Below are 16,524 nucleotides of genomic sequence, written 5' to 3'. Positions count from 1 at the left end.
CGATCTGGTTAAAAGTTGCCGGTCAGGCGCGGCGGTCGATCGCCTGCGCGGCCAGCGCAACCAGCGCCGAGCGGGCCTCGTCGGCCACCATCGCGCTCTGCAACGAGGCGAGCGCCGCCTCGGTCCGGACCCGGATCATCTGCTCGATCCGCTCCCGGGCGCCGGTCGCCTCGATGATGCTCCGCAGCTCCGCTGCGCCCTCGGCGTCCAACGTCGGGTTGCCGAACAGCTCCCGCAGCCGGGTGGTCTGCGGTCGGTCGGCGGCGCTGCGGGCCAGCGCCATCATGACCGTGGGCTTGCCCTCACGCAGGTCGTCCAGGACCGACTTGCCGGTGACCGCCGGGTCCCCGAAGACACCCAGCACATCATCGCGGAGCTGGAACGCGTCGCCCAGCGGGTCACCGAACTCGCCCAACGCGGCGATCAACTCCGGCCCCGCGCCGGCCAGGGCCGCGCCGATCTGCAGCGGGCGGGTGACCGTGTACCGGGCGGCCTTCATCCGGATCACGGTGAGCGCGCTGGCCACCGAGCCGTCACCCACGCCCGAGACCAGGTCCAGGTATTCACCCGCGATCACCTCGGTACGCATCAGCGCGAACACGCCGTACCCCCGGTGCACCGCATCGGCACTCAGCCCGCACTCGTGGAACATCTGATCCGACCAGGCCGCGCAGAGATCCCCGCAGAGCAGCGCGGTGTTGCGGCCGTACGCCTCGGGGTCACCGCGCCACGACGAGCGGGCGTGCAGATCGGCGAAGAGCCGGTGCACCGACGGCTCGCCCCGGCGTCGGTCGCTGCCGTCCAGGATGTCGTCGTGGATCAGCGCGAACGCGTGGAACAGCTCCAGGGCCGCCGCCGCCACCACGATCGGGGTGCCGTCGGCCGCCCCCGCGCCGCGCCAGCCCCAGTAACAGAAGAGCGGGCGTATCCGCTTTCCACCGGCCAGCACGAACCGTTGCAGCGCGGTGAACACGCCGCGCGGCGCGCCGTCCGGCCAGTCCGGGCCCTGCCGGTCGAGGAACCCGGCCAGCTCCGCGTCGAAGCGCGCCCGCAGCCCGCTCGTGTCGGTGGGTGCGACGGTGACCGTCATGACCCCTCACCCGGCCGACCCACGTCCGTACCGCCAGGGCTCAGCCCGGCCAGCTCCAGCAACAGCCCCTTGACCTCGGTGGCCGCGATCCGCTCCCGAGCGGCGGCCGGGTCGGAGCAGAGCAGCACCGGGGCGTCCGCCGGGTCGGTCGGCAGTCGCCCGTGCGAACCCCGCACCGCCCGCGCACCGGCGTCCAGGCCGACCGCGCTCATCAGGTAGCGCATACCGAGCTTCTTGCGGGCCAGGGCCACGCCGGCGCGAGCCTTCGCGGCACCGGGGTTTGCCGGGTCGAAGAACAACTCCGCCGGGTCGTAACCTGGCTTCCGATGAATTTCCACGAGCCGGGCGAAGTCCGGTGCGCGGGCGTCGTCCAGCCAGTAGTAGTACGTGAACCAGGCGTCCGGCTCGGCCACCAACACCAGCTCACCGGCGCGTGGATGGTCCAGCCCGTGCGCGGCCTTACCGTCGGCGTCGAGCACCTCGGCCACCCCGGGTAGCCCGGCGCAGAGCTTCGCCACCGCCGGCACGTCGGCCGGGTCCCGGACGTAGACGTGGGCGACCTGATGGTCGGCCACCGCGAACGCCCTCGACGTCCACGGGTCGAGGTATTCCATATCGGCCTGGGTGTGCACCCGCAGCAGCCCCTCGGCGCGCAGCAGCCGGTTGACGTCCACCGGCCGGGACACGTCGGTGATGCCGTACTCCGAGAGCACCACCACCGTGGCGTCGCGGGCCCGGGCGGCGTCCAGCAGCGGCCCGAGCACCGCGTCCAGCTCGGCTGCGGCAGCGGCGGCCTGGGCCGACGACGGGCCGTACCGTTGCAGGTCGTAGTCCAGGTGCGGGACGTAGACCAGGGTCAGGTCGGGTGACACGTCGGCCAGGATCTGCTCGGCCGCCTGGCAGATCCACCGGGACGAGGGCAGCCCGGCCGTCGGCCCCCAGTAGGTGAACAGCGGAAAGGTGCCCAGCCGCCCGGTCAGCGCGTCGTGCAGCTCCGGCGGGTCGGTGTAGCAGTCGGGCTCCTTGCGCCCGTCGGCGTAGTAGACGGGGCGTGGCGTGACCGTCCAGTCGACGTCCGCGCCCATCGCGTACCACCAACAGACGTTGGCGACGGTGTAGCCGGGCTCGGCCTTGCGGGCCGCCTGCCAGAGCTTCTCCCCACCGACCAGCGCGTTGTGCTGCCGCCACAGCAACACCTCACCCAGCTCCCGGAAATACCACCCGTTGCCGACGATCCCGTGCCCGCTCGGCGGCTCGCCGGTGAGGAAGGTGGACTGCACCGAGCAGGTCACCGCGGGCAGCACGGTGCCCAGCTCGGCCCGGAAGCCGCCGTCGGCGACGCCCCGCAGCCGGGGCATGTGCTTCAGCAGTCGCGGGGTCAACCCCACCACGTCGAGCACCACCAGTCGCCGGCTCATCGCGTCCCTCCCATGCTCACGGTTCGCTCTGCGGTCAGGCCGAGGCCGACCAGCTCGTCACGGGCGAAGGTCAGCTCCGCGGCGATGCCGGTGGCCAGCTCCACGTCGGTGCCGGGCCGTCGCGCGGCCGGCAGCACCCCCCAGGTGTACGTCTCGACGTCCAGGTGGTCGCAGCCGGCGGTCGGGCCGTCGAAGAGCGCTCTCAGGGCCGCGCGCAGGACCGGCAGGGTCGAGCCGAGCGGCTCCTCGGGTGGGGCGTGCAGGGGCACGTGGTAATGCACCCGCCACGGGCCGGGCAGCGCCTGATCCAGTGCTGCGTCCAGGTCGTCGGCCGCGTGCCTCGGGTCAGCCGGGTCGGCCAGGCCGGCGCAACCGGCGCCCCGGGTCTGGTGCAGGAAGCGTGGCTCCACCCAGCGGCGCAACGCGTCGGCCCCGCCCGCCGGGTCGGCCGCCTCGACGGCGGCGGAGACCTGCACCTTCACCACCGGCAAACCAGCCGCCCGCAACCGGTCCAGCGCCTCGGCCGGCTCCTCCCAGGCGCAGGCCAGGTGAGCGAGATCGAGGCAGACGCCCAGCCGCTCGGTGTCCATACCGGACAGTAACGTAACTGCCTGGTCGGTGCTCTCCACCACACAACCAGGTTCCGGTTCGAAGCCGACCCGCACGTCGCGGCCAGTGTCCCGCTGCACCGCGGCCAGGCCGGCCGCGAGCTGGTCCAGCCGGCGTCGGGCGGCGTCGGCCCGCTCGGTGTCCCACGGCTGCCGCCAGGCCAGCGGCAGGGTGGAGATCGAACCCCGGGCGGCGTCGTCGGGCAGCAGGTCGGCGAGCACCCGGGCCAGGTCCAGGGTGTACGTCAACCGCTGCTCGGTGGTCCAGTCGGGGTGGTAGACGTCGTGCTTGACCACGGGTGCCTGGAAGGCCGCGTACGGGAAGCCGTTGAGGGTGACCACCTCCAGCCCGCGCACGTCCAGCTCGGTGCGCAGCCGGCGGCGCAGCGCCGGGTCGGCGGCCAGCTCGGCGGCGACCGGGGCGGCCAGCCACAGGCCGAGCCCGAGCAGGTCGCTGCCGAGCGCCTCACGGACCGGCACGGCGTAGGTGTCCAGTTGACCGAGGATGCCCGCGAGGTCCTCGGCGGGGTGCACGTTGGTGCAGTAGCCGAGGTGGACGGTGTCGCCGCCGGCGTGTCGTAGCCGCATCAGCTGCCACCGCGCAGGATCGAGTTGCCGGTCTGCGGGTCCACGGCGACGGCGACGTCCAGGTCGCTGAGGTCGAGCCGCCCCGACTGCCCGTAGAACTCCACCGGGTTGCGCCACAGCACCTTGTCGACGTCGTCGTCGCTGAAGCCGGCCAGCAGCATCGCCTCGCCGGTGGCCCGGGTCAGCAGCGGGTCGGAGCGTCCCCAGTCGGCCGCCGAGTTGACCAGCGTCCGTTCCGTGCCGTACTCCCGCAGCAGCTCCACCATCCGCTGCGGGGTCATCTTGGTGTCCGGGTAGATGGAGAAGCCCAGCCAGCAGCCGCTGTCGCGGACCAGCTTGACGGTCACCTCGTTGAGGTGGTCGACCACCACGCGGCCCGGCGCGATGCCGGACTCGGTGACGACGGCGAGGGTCCGCTCGCAGCCGCGCGCCTTGTCCCGGTGCGGGGTGTGCACCAGCGCCGGCAGGTCGTACGCCACCGCGAGGGCGAGCTGCGCCGCGAACGCCTCGTCCTCCTCGGGCGTCATCGAGTCGTACCCGATCTCGCCGACCGCCACCACCGCGTCCTTGTCCAGGTAGCGGGGCAGCAGGTCGAGGACCGGACGGCAGCGCGGGTCGTTGGCCTCCTTGGGGTTCAGCGCCACGGTGGCGAAGTGGCGCACCCCGAACTGACCGGCCCGGAACGGCTCCCACCCGATCAGCGAGTCGAAGTAGTCGGTGAACGAGGCCGCGCTGGTGCGCGGCTGCCCCAGCCAGAACGCCGGCTCCACCACGGCGCGTACTCCGGCGGCGGCCATCCGTTCGTAGTCGTCGGTGGTGCGTGAGGTCATGTGGATGTGCGGATCGAAAATACGCATGTCACGCCTCCCGGGGCAGTGCGGCGGTGAGCCGGTCGAGCAGATCGGTGGCGTCGGCGGGCAACTCCCGGCCAGCGGCGTGCCGCTCGGCGGCCAGCGCGCCCAGCATCGCGGCCAACTCCCCGTCGGCCCGGGCGTCCAGGTCGGCGACCACGGCGAGAGGGACACCGCTGAACACGCACTTGAGCACCGCCTGCCGCCAGGCGGCCGGGTCGAGGTGCTGGGCGTACGGGCCGAGCGCGGCGGCGACCAACCGGGTGTCGTTGGTCCGGATGGCGTCGTGCAGGAGCGGCACCCCGGCGGCGCCGATCGGCAGCAGCGGCAGGGCCCGCAGCACGGCTCGCCGCTCGGTCGCGTCACCGTGCTGGTAGAGGCGCTCGGCGTACGCCGCGTGGTCGCCGGGCAGACTGGTGAGCAGCAGCACCCGGGCGGCGTCGTCGGCGGTCCAGCCGGGGGCGTCGGGCAACGCGGCCCGGCCGCAACGCCGGCCGACGGCGGGAAAGAGCCGGGTGATCGCGGTGGGCTCGGCCGTGACCCGGCGCAGCGCCGTGTCGAGCCAATCGGGATCGGGTACGCCTCGCAGCGCGGCCCGTAGTGAATCCGGTGTCATCCCGTCTCCTCCCCTAGCTGCTACGCAGGCACCCCAGGCGCGCCCCTTTGCTCTGCTTCAACCCACGCGACGGTCACTGTCCGAATATCGGACGGTCGCTGTTGCGTCCGTTGAAGCAGAGCAAAGGGCGCCTGGGGGCACCTTGTCCTCGGTGGTCCGCGGGCTGGCCGCCGCAGTCGCGGCGGCGGCACGCAGGAACTCGATCGACCGGGCGGCAACGGCGGGCGCGGCGTGCGAGTCTCGTGGCAACTCCACCGCGACCAGCCCGCGATAGCCGGCTTCCGCCAGGGCCGCCAGCACCGGCGGGAAGTCGATCTCGCCGACGCCGAACTCCAGGTGCTCGTGCACGCCCCGGCGCATGTCGTCGATCTGCACGTTGACCAGGTGCCCGGCCACCTCGGCGACGCACTGCGGCACCGGCCACGGCTCCAGGCAGCGGCAGTGGCCGATGTCGAGGGTGATGCCGAAGCGGGCCGGGCCGCCGAGGGCGGCGTGCAGCCGACGCCAGTCGGCGATGTCCTGCACCAGCATCCCCGGCTCCGGCTCGAAGCCGAGGGTGACGCCAGCGGCGTCGGCCGCGTCGACCACGGTGGCACAGCCGGCCACCAGCCGGTCCCAAGCGCACTGCGGTGACACCGCCTCGGGCCGGACACCGGCCCAGAACGAGACCGCCTCCGCGCCCAGGTCGGCGCCGATCCGGACGGCCCGCCGCAGGAACTCGATCCGCCGCGTCGGGTCGTCGTGCAGGAACGTCGGGGCGTGCTTGTGCCACGGGTCGAGCAGGTAGCGGGCCCCAGTCTCGATCACCACCGCCAGACCCAGCGCGTTCAACCGTCGGCCGACGGCGGCGACCCGGCGTGTTACCCCGGGCGCGAACGGGTCCAGATGGTCGTGGTCCAGAGTGAGGGCGACCCCGTCGTAGCCCAGGTCGGCGAGGACGGCGAGCGCGTCGTCGAGACGGTGGTTGGCGAAGCCGTTCGTGCCGTACCCGAGGCGCAGCGTCGTGGCGTCGGCCGCCGGCGGTGCGGGTCGGGGCTGTGGAACGGTCATGTCGGGGAGACCTTCCGGGCCAACCGTCGACCCAGCGGAGCGGCCGCCGCGACGGCCATCCCGAGCAGGCCGGCTCCGCCCCGGGCAGTGAGCGCTCCCTGGAGGGCGGGCAGCCCGGTGATCCCGGCGCCGACCGCGGCGCGCACCCGCCCCGCCGACGGGTCCCGGACCACCTCGACCTGGGCCGCACCGTACCGGGCCGCGTACCACCCGGCCAGCACGGCGGGCAGCACGGCAGCACGGCGAGGGGTGGCGACGGCGGCGCTGGCGGCGACCAGGGCGGTGCCGGCCAGCGTGCGCATCGGGAGGGCGGCATCGGCTCCGGTGACCTCCCGGCGGGACAGCGCGGTGACCGTCCAGGTGTGCGCGGCGACGGTCACCGCCGCCGGCAACGCCCGGATCACCCGGCCGCCGGACGCGCCGAGCAGCACATCGAGCCCTCGGCAGGCGGCCATCACGGCCGGCCCGGCGGCGGTGTTCTTGGCCAGCAGGTCGTACCCCCAGATGGTGGCGGCCAGCGGCACGGCGAGCGCGGCGGCACGGCGACCGCCCACGGCGGCGGCCAGGCCCACACCGGCGGCCGTGAGGCCGGCTGCGAGACCGACCGCGGCGGCCGGAGTCACCCGGCCGCTGGGGATCGGCCGCTCGGGCCGCTCCTCGGCGTCCAGGCGCCGGTCGGCCCAGTCGTTGGCGGCCATGCCGGCCCAGTAGAGCAGCACCGAGGCGCCGGCCAGGGCGGGAGTACGCGGGCCCAGCGTGCCGGCCGCCGCCGCTCCGGCGATCACGTCACCGGGCACCGAGAGCGCGGCCGGCGCCCGGACCAGCTCGGCGAGGTCAGCCAGCGTGGCCATGGGCACCGTCCCAGCCGGCGTGCAGAAGCCGCGCGAAGTCGGTCAGCCGGGCCCACTGCTCGCCCAGCGAGTGGGTGGGCGAGCCGAGCGGGTCCTTGAAGAAGAAGCCCAGCTCGGCCAGCGGCCCCACCTGCCCGGCGGCGTGCGCGGCGGCGGTGAGCCGGGCCAGGTCGAGCACCAGCGGCGCGGCCAGCGCTGAGTCGCAGCCGTGCCAGGTGAACTCCATCCGCATGCCGGTGCCGAGGAAACCGGCGAAGGTGATCAGATCCCAGGCGGTCTTGAAGTCGCCCAACTCCTCGACGTACTCGATGCGCGTGCCGCCCTGCGGGACGTAGCCCAGCGTCTCGCCGAGCACCCGCTGCTTGCTCTGCACCTTCGCCGCGTTGGCGGCCGGGTCGGCGAGGGTGGCGCCGTCGCCACCGCCGAGCAGGTTGACCCCGGACCAGGAGCGCACGGCCAGGTTGCGCATCGCGAACATCGGCGCGAGCACCGACTTGACCAGGGTCTCCCCGGTCTTACCGTCGTGCCCGGCGTACGGCAGGCGGACCTCTTCGGCCAGCGCGGCCAGCGCCGGCAGCCGCAGCCCGGTGGACGGGGTGAAGTCGACGTAGGGGCAGCCGGCCAGCAGTGCCGCGTACCCGTAGAGGGAGCTGGTCGGCAGCACCTCGTCCGGCCCGGCGAGGGCGGCGCGCAGCGCGGCCGGGTCGGCGTGCCCGGGGTGCGGTCGGGGGGCCGCCTCGGTGGCGGAGACGTTGACCACCACCACCCGGTCCAGCTCGTGCCGCTCGCGGAAGCTGGTGAGGTCGCGCACCACGGCGGCGGCCCGATCTGCCTGGGTGGCGCCGACCGGTGCGGGGCGCAGCTCCTGCTCGACCGCGCCGAGCTCGTCATGGAGCGCGGCGACCAGCCGCCAGGGAACGACACCGGCGTCGGCCAGCGCCTCGGCGCGTTTGCACAGGGGGGTGGTGGCCAGGTCGTGCCCGCCGAAGACGAGGTCGGCGAAGGCCGGCAGGGCGGGACCGCGCAGCTCGGGCAGCTCGGTGACACAACCGGTGGGCCCGACCAGCCCGGCCCGCAGCGCGAGCCCTCCGACGATGCTGGTGGTCGCGACGGAACCGCGCGCTCCTACCAGCCAGACACCTGTTCGCATGGTGCTCCTTCCCGTTCAGGAGGGACGTCGGTACCGCTAAATATAGGAATATCAGAATATTCTTCGGAAAGATATGGCCTGGGTGGCGGGGCCCCGCCCGCCCGCTCCGTACCGGGACGGCACCGGTTTCCGACGTCGGCGTCGGCGGCGACGACGCCGGACCGGCTCCCGGTCCGGGTGCGGGCAGACGGGGCTTGGTAGGCAGGGTCGGGTCGGCGTCTCGACCCTGCCTCCCCCGCAACCGACCAGCCGGGGCGTTGGCGTGCCCCGACCGGGCGTCTCAGGCCGCCGCGCCCACCGGAGCACGCCTCGCCGGACGATGGCCAGCGGATGCGGTACGGGTGGGGGCAGCGGCGTGCCGTGCCATCAAGTCCTCCGGATCTCCGGAATGGTGGCGGTCCTCCGGTGCGGCCGGGGAATCCCGGTCCGGTCGCACCGGACGACCGTCCTGCTCGTGCGCCACCGGGCCGTACGGCCCGGCTGCACACCCTCCGATGCCGACCTCGTCCCGACCGCGGGGCGCAATCCGCGGTCGGTCCCTCGCCGGTCGGCGTCGGAAAGCCGGTCGGGCGATGGCGGTACGAACACCGCCATCGCGGATGGTCACTGGTCAGACGGCCGCCGCGGTCAGCGCCGGTTCCACCTCGGTCCAGGAGGAGCCGAACTCCGCCGAGCGGGTCACCGCGTCCAGCACGAGCTGGACCTGCAACCCGTCGGCGAAGGAGGGAGCCGGGTCGACGCCGGTGGCGACCGCCTCGATGAAGTCGCGCATCTCGTGCGTGAACGAGTGCTCGTAGCCGATGATGTGGCCCGGAGGCCACCACGCCGACATGTACGGGTGCTCGCCCTCGGTCACCAGGATGCGGTTGAAACCCTGCTCCAAGCCGGGCCGGGTGGCGTCGTAGAACTCCAGTTCGTTGAGACGTTCCAGGTCGAAGACCACGCTGCCCAGCGAGCCGTTGATCTCGACACGCAGAGCGTTCTTGCGGCCGGTGGCGAACCGGCTCGCCTCGTACGTGGCCAGGGCGCCACCGTCGAGCCGGGCCACGAAGACCGCGGCGTCGTCGACGGTGACCAACCCGGTGCCCGCGCCATTACCGTCGACGGAACCGCCACCGTCCACCGTGGCCAACAGTCCGCTCGACCCGGCCGGCAACGGCCGTTCCTTCACGAAGGTCTCGGTGACGGCGCTGACCCCGCTGATCCGCTGGCCGGTGACGAACTGGGTCAGATCGATGATGTGCGCACCGATGTCACCGAGCGCGCCAGAGCCCGCCCTGTCCTTCTGCAACCGCCAGACCAGCGGGAACTGCGGGTCCACGATCCAGTCCTGCAGGTACGTCGCACGGACGTGTCTAATCACACCGAGTCGTCCGTCGGCGACCATCTGGCGCATCATCGTGACCGCGGGGACCCGGCGGTAGTTGAACCCGCACATCGACCGCACTCCGGCGGCCCGGGCGACGTCCGCCGCAGCGGTCATCGCCCGTGCCTCCGCCACCGTGTTGGCCAACGGCTTCTCGCACAGGACGTGCTTGCCGGCAGCCAATGCGGCGAGGGCGATCTCGGCGTGACTGTCACCCGGGGTGCAGATGTCGACCACGTCGATGTCGTCCCGGTTGATCAGGTCACGCCAGTCCGTGGTGTACGCGTCCCAGCCGAGCCGGTCGGCGGCGTCTGCCACCTTCGGTGTGTCTCGACCGCAGATCAACGCCATCCGGGCCCGCGCCGGCAGGTCGTACACGCGGTTCACGGTGCGCCACGCCTGTGAGTGCGCGGCGCCCATGAACGCGTAGCCGACCATGCCGACCCGCAGTTCTTTGTCTGTCGTGGACAAGGTGGGTCTCCCCCCGTATGTCAGAACCCGAGCTTCTCGTAGCTGCTCGCGTTCTCCTTGGTGATCGTCTCGGAGGCCAGGGTTAGTTCCTTGGGCACCTGAAGCTCCGTCAGGTCGCCCAGGCCCCGACCCTGCGCGACGAGCCGCGCCAGCGAGATCGCCGACGAGGCCATCGACGGGTTGTAGGTGACCGTCGCCTTGAGCACGGTGTTGTCGGCCTTGATCGCCTCGATCGCGAGCTTCGAACCCGCGCCGCCGACCATGAAGAACTCCGTCCGGTTGGCCTGCTTGATGGCGGCAAGCACACCGATGCCCTGGTCGTCGTCGTGGTTCCAGATCGCGTCGATCTTCGGCAGCGCCTGGAGCAGCTGGGCCGCCTCGCGCTGACCGCTGTCCGAGGTGAACTCGGCCGAACGACGGTTGTTCACCTTGAACCCGTACGTCGCCAGGGCCGCCGCGAAGCCGGCGCTGCGCTCGACGGTCAGCGGGATCTCCAGACCGGCGATCTCACCGATGATCGGGTTGGCAACGCCCTTGTCCTTGAGCTGCTTGCCGATGAAGTGCCCGGCCGAGACGCCCATGCCGTAGTTGTCGCCCTTGATCACCAGCCGCGAGGCCAGCGCGTCGGGGAAGGCCCGGTCGAGGTTCACGATCGGGATGCCCGCCTGCATCGCCTGGAGGGCAACGGCGTTGACCTCCTTGCCGTCGTGCGGCAGCACGACGATGATGTCCGGCTTCTGGGCGATCAGCGTGCCGAGGGTGGAGCGCTGGGCCTCGGAGTTCGACCCACCGTCGACCTCCTTGAACTCCACGTCGGAGTAGGCCGCGGCCTGAGCCTTGGCGTTGGCGTGGATCGCGCCCATCCAGCCGTGGTCGGCGGCGGGAGCCGAGAAGCCGATGACGACCTTCTTGCCCGGGGCGTTGTTGCCGGCGCTGTCTCCGGCGGCCTTCGTCTGTGTGCTGGCCGCCGGGGTCTCGTTACTGGTGCAGGCGGTCAGCAGGGTGGCGGCGCCGACTGCGGCTCCACCGAAGAGCAACCGGCGGCGCGACAGGTCGCGACTGTGCTGGGTCATGAACGACCTCCTGGGAGCGGGATTTGAGGTAGTGAGGGTGTGCGAGGCCCGGCCACTGTCGAATGTCTCGACGTCGCCAGGGACAACGGTGCGGTGCGTCAGGTTGCGGTGGTGACCCTGTTCCGCGCGAGGAGCCGAGTGAGGGACTTGAACTGGAACTGCTGGACCAGGACGGCGGCGACGATGATGCCGCCCTTGACCATGTTCTGCGCCTCGATGGAGAGGCCGTTGATGGCGAAGAGGTTCGTGATCGTGGCGAAGATGATGACGCCGAGCAGCGAGCCGACGATCGTGCCCCGGCCACCGCTGAGCAGCGTCCCGCCGATGATCGCCGCGGCGATCGCGTCCAGCTCGTAGAGGTTGGCCATCGCCGCCTGCGCCGAGGTGGCCTGCGAGGTCAGCATGATGGCGGCGATGCCGCAGCACAGCCCGGAGAGCGCGTAGAGCAGCATGGTGTGCCGGCGGACGTTGATGCCGGCCAGTCGGGCCGCCTCCGGGTTGCCGCCGACGGCGATGGTCCGCCGACCGAAGGTGGTGCGGTTGAGCAGGATCCAACCGGCCACCACCACCGCACCCAGGATGTAGACGAGGATCGGAATCCCGAGCACCTTGCGCGCCGCGATGTCGTTGATGAAGGTGCTGCTCGACACCTGGGTCTGCTTGTTGGAGATCGACGCCGCGAGCCCGCGAGCCGCCACCAGCATCGCGAGCGTCGCGATGAAGGGGACCAGTTTCCCGTACGAGATGAGCACACCGTTGACCAGGCCGACGCAGATGCCGACCACGATGGCGGTGAAGATCATCCCAGCGGCGCCGTAGCTCTGGGTGGCCACCGTGGTGCACCAGACCCCGGCCAGCGCAACGATCGCCCCGACCGACAGGTCGATCCCACCGCCGATGATCACGAAGGTCATGCCGACCGTGACCACGCCGACGACCGAGGCCAGTTGCAGGATGGCCAGGACGTTGTTCCAGACCCAGTTCGGGTCGCCGTAGAGGTCGGGCTTGGTGACCGCACCGACCACGACGAGCGCGGCCAGCACACCGATCAGACCAAGATTGCGCTTGGCACCGTCGCCGCCGTCCCCCTGCCACCAGGAGAGCCGGCGCGTGGATCCTGCCTTGCCACTGGCCGCGGCCGTCTCCGCCGGGTCCACCGGCGGCGACTGCGCCGGAAGCTGCGGGCGCTCCGGTGTCGCGGTGGGAGTGGGAGTCGCGTCGCTCATGCCGGTGCGCCTTCCATCAAGGACCCCGCCATCACGAGGTCGAGCACGGTGTTCTCGTCAAGCTCGCCGGCGGGAGCCTCGCGGACGACCCGCCCTTCCCGCATCACCAGCACCCGGTCGGCCAGACCAAGCACCTCGGGCACCTCGCTGGAGACCAGCAGCACCCCGACGCCCTGGGCGGCCAACGCCCGGATGACCTGGTAAAGCTCAGCCCGGGCGCCCACGTCCACGCCCCGGGTGGGCTCGTCCAGCAGCAACAACTTGGTGCCGCCGAGCAGCCACCGCCCGACCACGACCTTCTGTTGGTTGCCACCGGAGAGCGTGCGTACCGGCCGATTGACGTCCCGGGGCCGCAGCTCCAGGCTCTCCGCGATCCGATCCGCCTCGGCTCGTTCCCTGCCGGCGTCGGTGAAGCCGAGCCGTGCGTACCGGCCGAAGGTGGCCAGCGTGACGTTGCGGTAGATCGGCTCACCCAGCAGCAACGCCTGACTCTTACGTTCCTCCGGGGCCATCCCCATGCCGGCCCGCACCGCCGCGCCGACGCCCGGACGCAGCACCCGCCCGTCCATCCGGACCGCACCGACCTCCGCGAGCCGGGCACCGTAGATGGTCTCCAGCAGCTCGGAGCGGCCGGAGCCGACCAGGCCCGCGATGCCCACGATCTCGCCAGCGCGCACGTTCAGCGAGACGTCGGCGAACTCGCCGGTGCGGGTCAGCCCCTCGACCTGGAGCAGTTCGGCACCGACGGCGTCGTCGGTCGGCCGGTCCGGGAAGACGTACTCGATGGTGCGGCCCGTCATCCGGCTGACCAGATCGCGGGTCGGGGTGTCGCGCGCCGGCAGGTTGGCCGCCGTGGTCCGGCCGTCCTTGAGTACGGTGACCCGGTCGCCGATCTCGCGGATCTCCTCCAGGCGGTGAGAGATGTAGATGACGGCGATGCCCTGCGCGGTCAGCTCCCGGATGATCCGGAACAGGTTGCCGACCTCGTCGTGGGCCAGCACCGCGCTCGGCTCGTCCATGATGATCAGTCGGGCCTCGTGCGACAGCGCCCTGGCCATGCTGACGATCTGCTTACCAGCGGCCGGCAGCGATCGGACCATCCGCCCCGGCGGGATCTCACCGTGGCCGAGCCGACTGAGGATCTGCCGGGTGTGCCGGGCCATCGTGCCGCGCCGGACGAACCCGAACCTGCGGTGCTCGTGGCCGAGGAAGGCGTTCTCCGCCACCGAGAGATCCTCGACGAGATCGAGCTCCTGGTAGATGGTGGCGATCCCGGCGCGCATCGCGGCTTGCGGGTTGACGAAGTTGGCCGGCTCGCCGCGCCACTCCACCTGCCCGGAATCCGGTTGGTGCACCCCGGAGAGCACTTTGATCAGGGTGGACTTGCCAGCCCCGTTCTGCCCGAGCAGGCAGTGCACCTCGCCGGCACGCACCTCCAGCTGCACGCCGTCCAGCGCGCGTACGCCGGGGAAGGTCTTGACCAGATCGGTGAGGCGCAGGACCACCTCGCCCGCGACGGTGTCGGCGGGAGCCTCGACCAGCGGCGCCTCGGCGACGGCCTCGGCCGACGCGGTGGCGGGGTCATCCTCGGGCAGGGCCACGGTCTCCTCCTCGCTCACGACGGAATCTCAGACAGCCTCATGCGGCTTCCCCGAAGGCGACGTCACTCGCGAGCACGGCCGCGCCGGCGACGCCTGCACGACCACCAAGCTCGGACAGCACGACGGGCAGGTTGCCGGTGGCCAGCGGCAGCGACCGGCGGTAGACCACGCTGCGGATCTCGGCGAGCAGGATGTGCCCGAGCTGGGCCAGCCCGCCGCCGATCACGATCATCGACGGGTTGGTGAAGCTGACCAGGCCGGCGAGCACCCCGCCGACCCGCCGTCCGCCGTCACGGATCAGCTGGATGCAGGTCACGTCGCCCTCGACGGCGCCCTCGGCGACGTCCAGTGCGGTCACCACACCACGCAGGGCCATCCGCTCGGCCAGCGCCGGCGACACCCCGCTGCGGGCCGCGGCGGCGGCCTCCTTGGCCAGCGCGGCGCCGCTGAACAGCGCCTCCAGGCAGCCGATGTTGCCGCAGGAGCACATCGGACCGTGCGAGTCGACCTGGATGTGGCCGATGTCGCCGGCGCAGCCGTCGGTGCCCCGGTAGACCTCGCCGGTGAGGTAGATGCCGCACCCGATGCCGGTGCCGATCTTCACGAAGAGGAAGTCGTCCACCGAATGAGCGACCCCACCGTGCCGCTCACCGATCGCCATGATGTTGACGTCGTTGTCGACCACCGCTGGGCAGCCGTGCTCCCGGCTGAGCAACTCGCGCACCGGGAACCGGTCCCAGCCCGGCATGATCGGTGGCGAGACCGGAACGCCGTCACGGAAGCTGACCGGACCGGGCACGCCGATGCCCACGGCGTCCAACCGCTCGTACGCGCCGTCGACCCGGGCCTTGTGCAGCAACTCGTTGACCCGTTGCAGGGTCACCTTCGGTCCGTTGCGGATCTCGGCCGGCTCGGCGTAGTGGGCGACCGGTTCGAGGCGGCCGTTGACCACCTCCACGTCGATCGAGCTGGCACCGAGGTCGACGGCGGCGAAACGCAGCTTCGGGTTCAGCTCGACCAGGGTGGAGCGACGCCCACCCCGGGAGGCGGCAAGCCCTGCCTCGGCGACGTAACCCAGCGCGACCAGGCGATCCAGCTCGGCCAGCAGGCGCGGGCGCGGCATCTGGAGTCGGTCGCCCAACTCGGCCCGGGACACGGCCCCCTCGTCGCGGAGCAACCGCAACAGTCGAACGTGCAGGGGGTCGACGGTCCGCACCGGAAACTCACCTCGTCATCGGCCTCGTTCACATCGACGCAATGCCGATGTGTTGTGTCCGACACAGTAAGAGCGCTCCGCACCGCATGTCCATAGCTTCAACCGTTCCGAGACCAACTTTTGTCCGAAAGAACAAAAGCTACTAGTCGATCAAGAAAAGGATCACGGGCCGCCCGCATCCGCTCGCCCGCAGTGCCATCGATGGACACGAAACCGCCCCGCCAGCCGGTCTCCGGTGGCGGGGCGGTCAGCGCGGGGCGGTCAGCGCGCAGCCGTCAGCGTCGGCCGGCGGAGTTCCGCTTCTTCCGGAGCTTGCGGTCGTCGCGCAGCTCGACGTACGGCTCGTCGTCGATGCCGTGGCCGGCCGCGATGGCCCGGCCCCGCTCCAGCTCCGCGTCGAACTCGGCGCCCAGCAGGATCGCGATGTTGCTCAGCCAGAGCCAGACCAGGAAGATGATCACCCCGGCCAGTGCCCCGTACGTCTTGTTGTACGAGCCGAAGTTGCTCACGTAGAACGCGAACAGGCCGGAGATCACCAGCCAGATCACCACGGCCAGCACACCGCCCGGGCTGACCCAGCGGAACCCGCCGTGCCGTGCGTTCGGCGAGGCCCAGTAGAGGATCGCGAACATCAGGCTGACCAGGATCAGCAGCACCGGCCACTTGGCGATGTCCCACACCGCGACGGCCGTCGAGCCAAGGCCGACCGCATCCCCGACCAACTCGGCGAGCCGACCGGTGAAGACCACGATCACCGCGCTGGCCAGCAGCAGGACCCCGATCACCGCGGTCACGCCGAGCCGGATCGGCAGCGTCTTCCAGATCGGGCGACCCTCCGGCACGTCGTAGATGGTGTTCGACGCACGCATGAAGGCACCGATGTAACCGGACGCGGACCAGAAGGCGGCCACCAGACCGATGATCGCCGCGACGCTGGCCAGGCCGCCGTTGCCCTGCGCCTGGGTGATCGCACCCTCGATGATCTTCTGGATGCTGTCATCCGGCACCGCCTGGTTGACGGTGTCCTGGACGCCCTGGGTGGCGCTCTCACCGAGCAGGCCGAGGAGCGAGATCAGCACCAACAGCCCCGGGAAGATCGACAGCACCCCGTAGTAGGTCAGCGCCGCCGCCCAGTCGGTCAGGCTGTCATCCTGGAATTCGCTGATCGTCCGGCGCAGCGCCGCCTTCCAGCCGCTGCCGGGGAGATCGGTGGGGCTGTCCGGCCCCGCGTCAGGCCCGACCGGCGCGCTGGCGGGATCACGCTCGTGCTCCCGGTGGGCGGAAGACTCGTCCGAGGCCATCGCCCCTCCTGTTCATCGGTGGTGTCGCCTCCGACATGCCCCGTGGAC

Annotated in this window: 14 protein-coding genes; all 14 read right to left on the bottom strand. The window is 71.7% G+C overall.

Translation table 11 applies throughout. From position 1 onward, the window contains the following. Positions 1-22 precede the first annotated feature (22 nt). The 14 genes from ABZT18_RS29790 to ABZT18_RS29725 all read right to left on the bottom strand — a co-directional run bounded on the left by ABZT18_RS29790 (position 23) and on the right by ABZT18_RS29725 (position 16,476). Positions 23-1,090 carry a polyprenyl synthetase family protein gene (locus ABZT18_RS29790; protein ID WP_354997388.1) on the bottom strand — a complete coding sequence of 356 codons (1,068 nt, stop codon included), beginning with the start codon at positions 1,088-1,090 and terminating at the stop codon, positions 23-25. After that, positions 1,087-2,508 carry a nucleotide pyrophosphatase/phosphodiesterase family protein gene (locus ABZT18_RS29785; protein ID WP_354997389.1) on the bottom strand — a complete coding sequence of 474 codons (1,422 nt, stop codon included), beginning with the start codon at positions 2,506-2,508 and terminating at the stop codon, positions 1,087-1,089. Before ABZT18_RS29785 ends, ABZT18_RS29790 begins: the two co-directional genes overlap by 4 nt. Continuing rightward, a complete protein-coding gene (eboE, locus tag ABZT18_RS29780) occupies positions 2,505-3,704 on the bottom strand; it encodes a metabolite traffic protein EboE (RefSeq protein ID WP_354997390.1) in 1,200 nt (399 codons plus the stop codon). Before eboE ends, ABZT18_RS29785 begins: the two co-directional genes overlap by 4 nt. After that, positions 3,704-4,561, bottom strand: coding sequence for a TatD family hydrolase (locus ABZT18_RS29775; protein ID WP_354997391.1), 858 nt, complete (start codon positions 4,559-4,561; stop codon positions 3,704-3,706). The genes eboE and ABZT18_RS29775 overlap by 1 nt, the downstream gene beginning before the upstream one ends. 1 nt (position 4,562) lies before the next feature. Then, positions 4,563-5,171 (bottom strand): EboA domain-containing protein, encoded by a 609-nt coding sequence (locus ABZT18_RS29770; protein ID WP_354997392.1) that lies wholly within the window; start codon positions 5,169-5,171, stop codon positions 4,563-4,565. A 57-nt stretch (positions 5,172-5,228) separates the two neighbouring features. Then, complete coding sequence (locus ABZT18_RS29765; RefSeq protein WP_354997393.1) at positions 5,229-6,221, bottom strand: sugar phosphate isomerase/epimerase family protein; 993 nt, start codon at positions 6,219-6,221, stop codon at positions 5,229-5,231. Beyond that, positions 6,218-7,072 carry an SCO3242 family prenyltransferase gene (locus tag ABZT18_RS29760; protein ID WP_354997394.1) on the bottom strand — a complete coding sequence of 285 codons (855 nt, stop codon included), beginning with the start codon at positions 7,070-7,072 and terminating at the stop codon, positions 6,218-6,220. Before ABZT18_RS29760 ends, ABZT18_RS29765 begins: the two co-directional genes overlap by 4 nt. Further along, complete coding sequence (locus tag ABZT18_RS29755) at positions 7,056-8,222, bottom strand: inositol-3-phosphate synthase (protein ID WP_354997395.1); 1,167 nt, start codon at positions 8,220-8,222, stop codon at positions 7,056-7,058. Before ABZT18_RS29755 ends, ABZT18_RS29760 begins: the two co-directional genes overlap by 17 nt. Before the next feature lie 610 nt (positions 8,223-8,832). Continuing rightward, entirely contained in the window at positions 8,833-10,059 is a 1,227-nt protein-coding gene (locus ABZT18_RS29750; RefSeq protein WP_354997396.1) for a Gfo/Idh/MocA family oxidoreductase, read from the bottom strand. Positions 10,060-10,079: 20 nt separating this feature from the next. Then, positions 10,080-11,132 carry a substrate-binding domain-containing protein gene (locus ABZT18_RS29745; protein ID WP_354997397.1) on the bottom strand — a complete coding sequence of 351 codons (1,053 nt, stop codon included), beginning with the start codon at positions 11,130-11,132 and terminating at the stop codon, positions 10,080-10,082. A 98-nt stretch (positions 11,133-11,230) separates the two neighbouring features. Beyond that, positions 11,231-12,358, bottom strand: coding sequence for an ABC transporter permease (locus tag ABZT18_RS29740; protein ID WP_354997398.1), 1,128 nt, complete (start codon positions 12,356-12,358; stop codon positions 11,231-11,233). Then, positions 12,355-13,863: a sugar ABC transporter ATP-binding protein gene (locus tag ABZT18_RS29735; protein ID WP_354997441.1), complete on the bottom strand. Its 1,509-nt coding sequence runs from the start codon at positions 13,861-13,863 to the stop codon at positions 12,355-12,357. The genes ABZT18_RS29740 and ABZT18_RS29735 overlap by 4 nt, the downstream gene beginning before the upstream one ends. Positions 13,864-13,996: 133 nt before the next feature. Next, positions 13,997-15,175, bottom strand: coding sequence for an ROK family protein (locus ABZT18_RS29730; RefSeq protein ID WP_354997399.1), 1,179 nt, complete (start codon positions 15,173-15,175; stop codon positions 13,997-13,999). Positions 15,176-15,450: 275 nt separating this feature from the next. Further along, complete coding sequence (locus ABZT18_RS29725) at positions 15,451-16,476, bottom strand: YihY/virulence factor BrkB family protein (RefSeq protein ID WP_354997400.1); 1,026 nt, start codon at positions 16,474-16,476, stop codon at positions 15,451-15,453. Positions 16,477-16,524 lie beyond the last annotated feature (48 nt).

The sequence above is a fragment of the Micromonospora sp. NPDC005291 genome (assembly GCF_040607415.1).
GTDB lineage: Bacteria > Actinomycetota > Actinomycetes > Mycobacteriales > Micromonosporaceae > Micromonospora.
The sequence above is the reverse complement of the archived record's forward strand: the minus strand, read 5'-3'. Positions and strand labels throughout refer to the sequence as shown.

Excerpts from the sequence above, each read along its gene's own strand:
- ABZT18_RS29790 (WP_354997388.1), bottom strand. The coding sequence starts at position 1,090 with ATGACGGTCACCGTCGCACCCACCGACACGAGCGGGCTGCGGGCGCGC.
- ABZT18_RS29785 (WP_354997389.1), bottom strand. The coding sequence starts at position 2,508 with ATGAGCCGGCGACTGGTGGTGCTCGACGTGGTGGGGTTGACCCCGCGA.
- ABZT18_RS29755 (WP_354997395.1), bottom strand. The coding sequence starts at position 8,222 with ATGCGAACAGGTGTCTGGCTGGTAGGAGCGCGCGGTTCCGTCGCGACC.
- ABZT18_RS29745 (WP_354997397.1), bottom strand. The coding sequence starts at position 11,132 with ATGACCCAGCACAGTCGCGACCTGTCGCGCCGCCGGTTGCTCTTCGGT.
- ABZT18_RS29725 (WP_354997400.1), bottom strand. The coding sequence starts at position 16,476 with ATGGCCTCGGACGAGTCTTCCGCCCACCGGGAGCACGAGCGTGATCCC.
- ABZT18_RS29765 (WP_354997393.1), bottom strand. The coding sequence starts at position 6,221 with ATGACCGTTCCACAGCCCCGACCCGCACCGCCGGCGGCCGACGCCACG.
- ABZT18_RS29760 (WP_354997394.1), bottom strand. The coding sequence starts at position 7,072 with ATGGCCACGCTGGCTGACCTCGCCGAGCTGGTCCGGGCGCCGGCCGCG.
- ABZT18_RS29740 (WP_354997398.1), bottom strand. The coding sequence starts at position 12,358 with ATGAGCGACGCGACTCCCACTCCCACCGCGACACCGGAGCGCCCGCAG.
- ABZT18_RS29770 (WP_354997392.1), bottom strand. The coding sequence starts at position 5,171 with ATGACACCGGATTCACTACGGGCCGCGCTGCGAGGCGTACCCGATCCC.
- eboE (WP_354997390.1), bottom strand. The coding sequence starts at position 3,704 with ATGCGGCTACGACACGCCGGCGGCGACACCGTCCACCTCGGCTACTGC.
- ABZT18_RS29775 (WP_354997391.1), bottom strand. The coding sequence starts at position 4,561 with ATGCGTATTTTCGATCCGCACATCCACATGACCTCACGCACCACCGAC.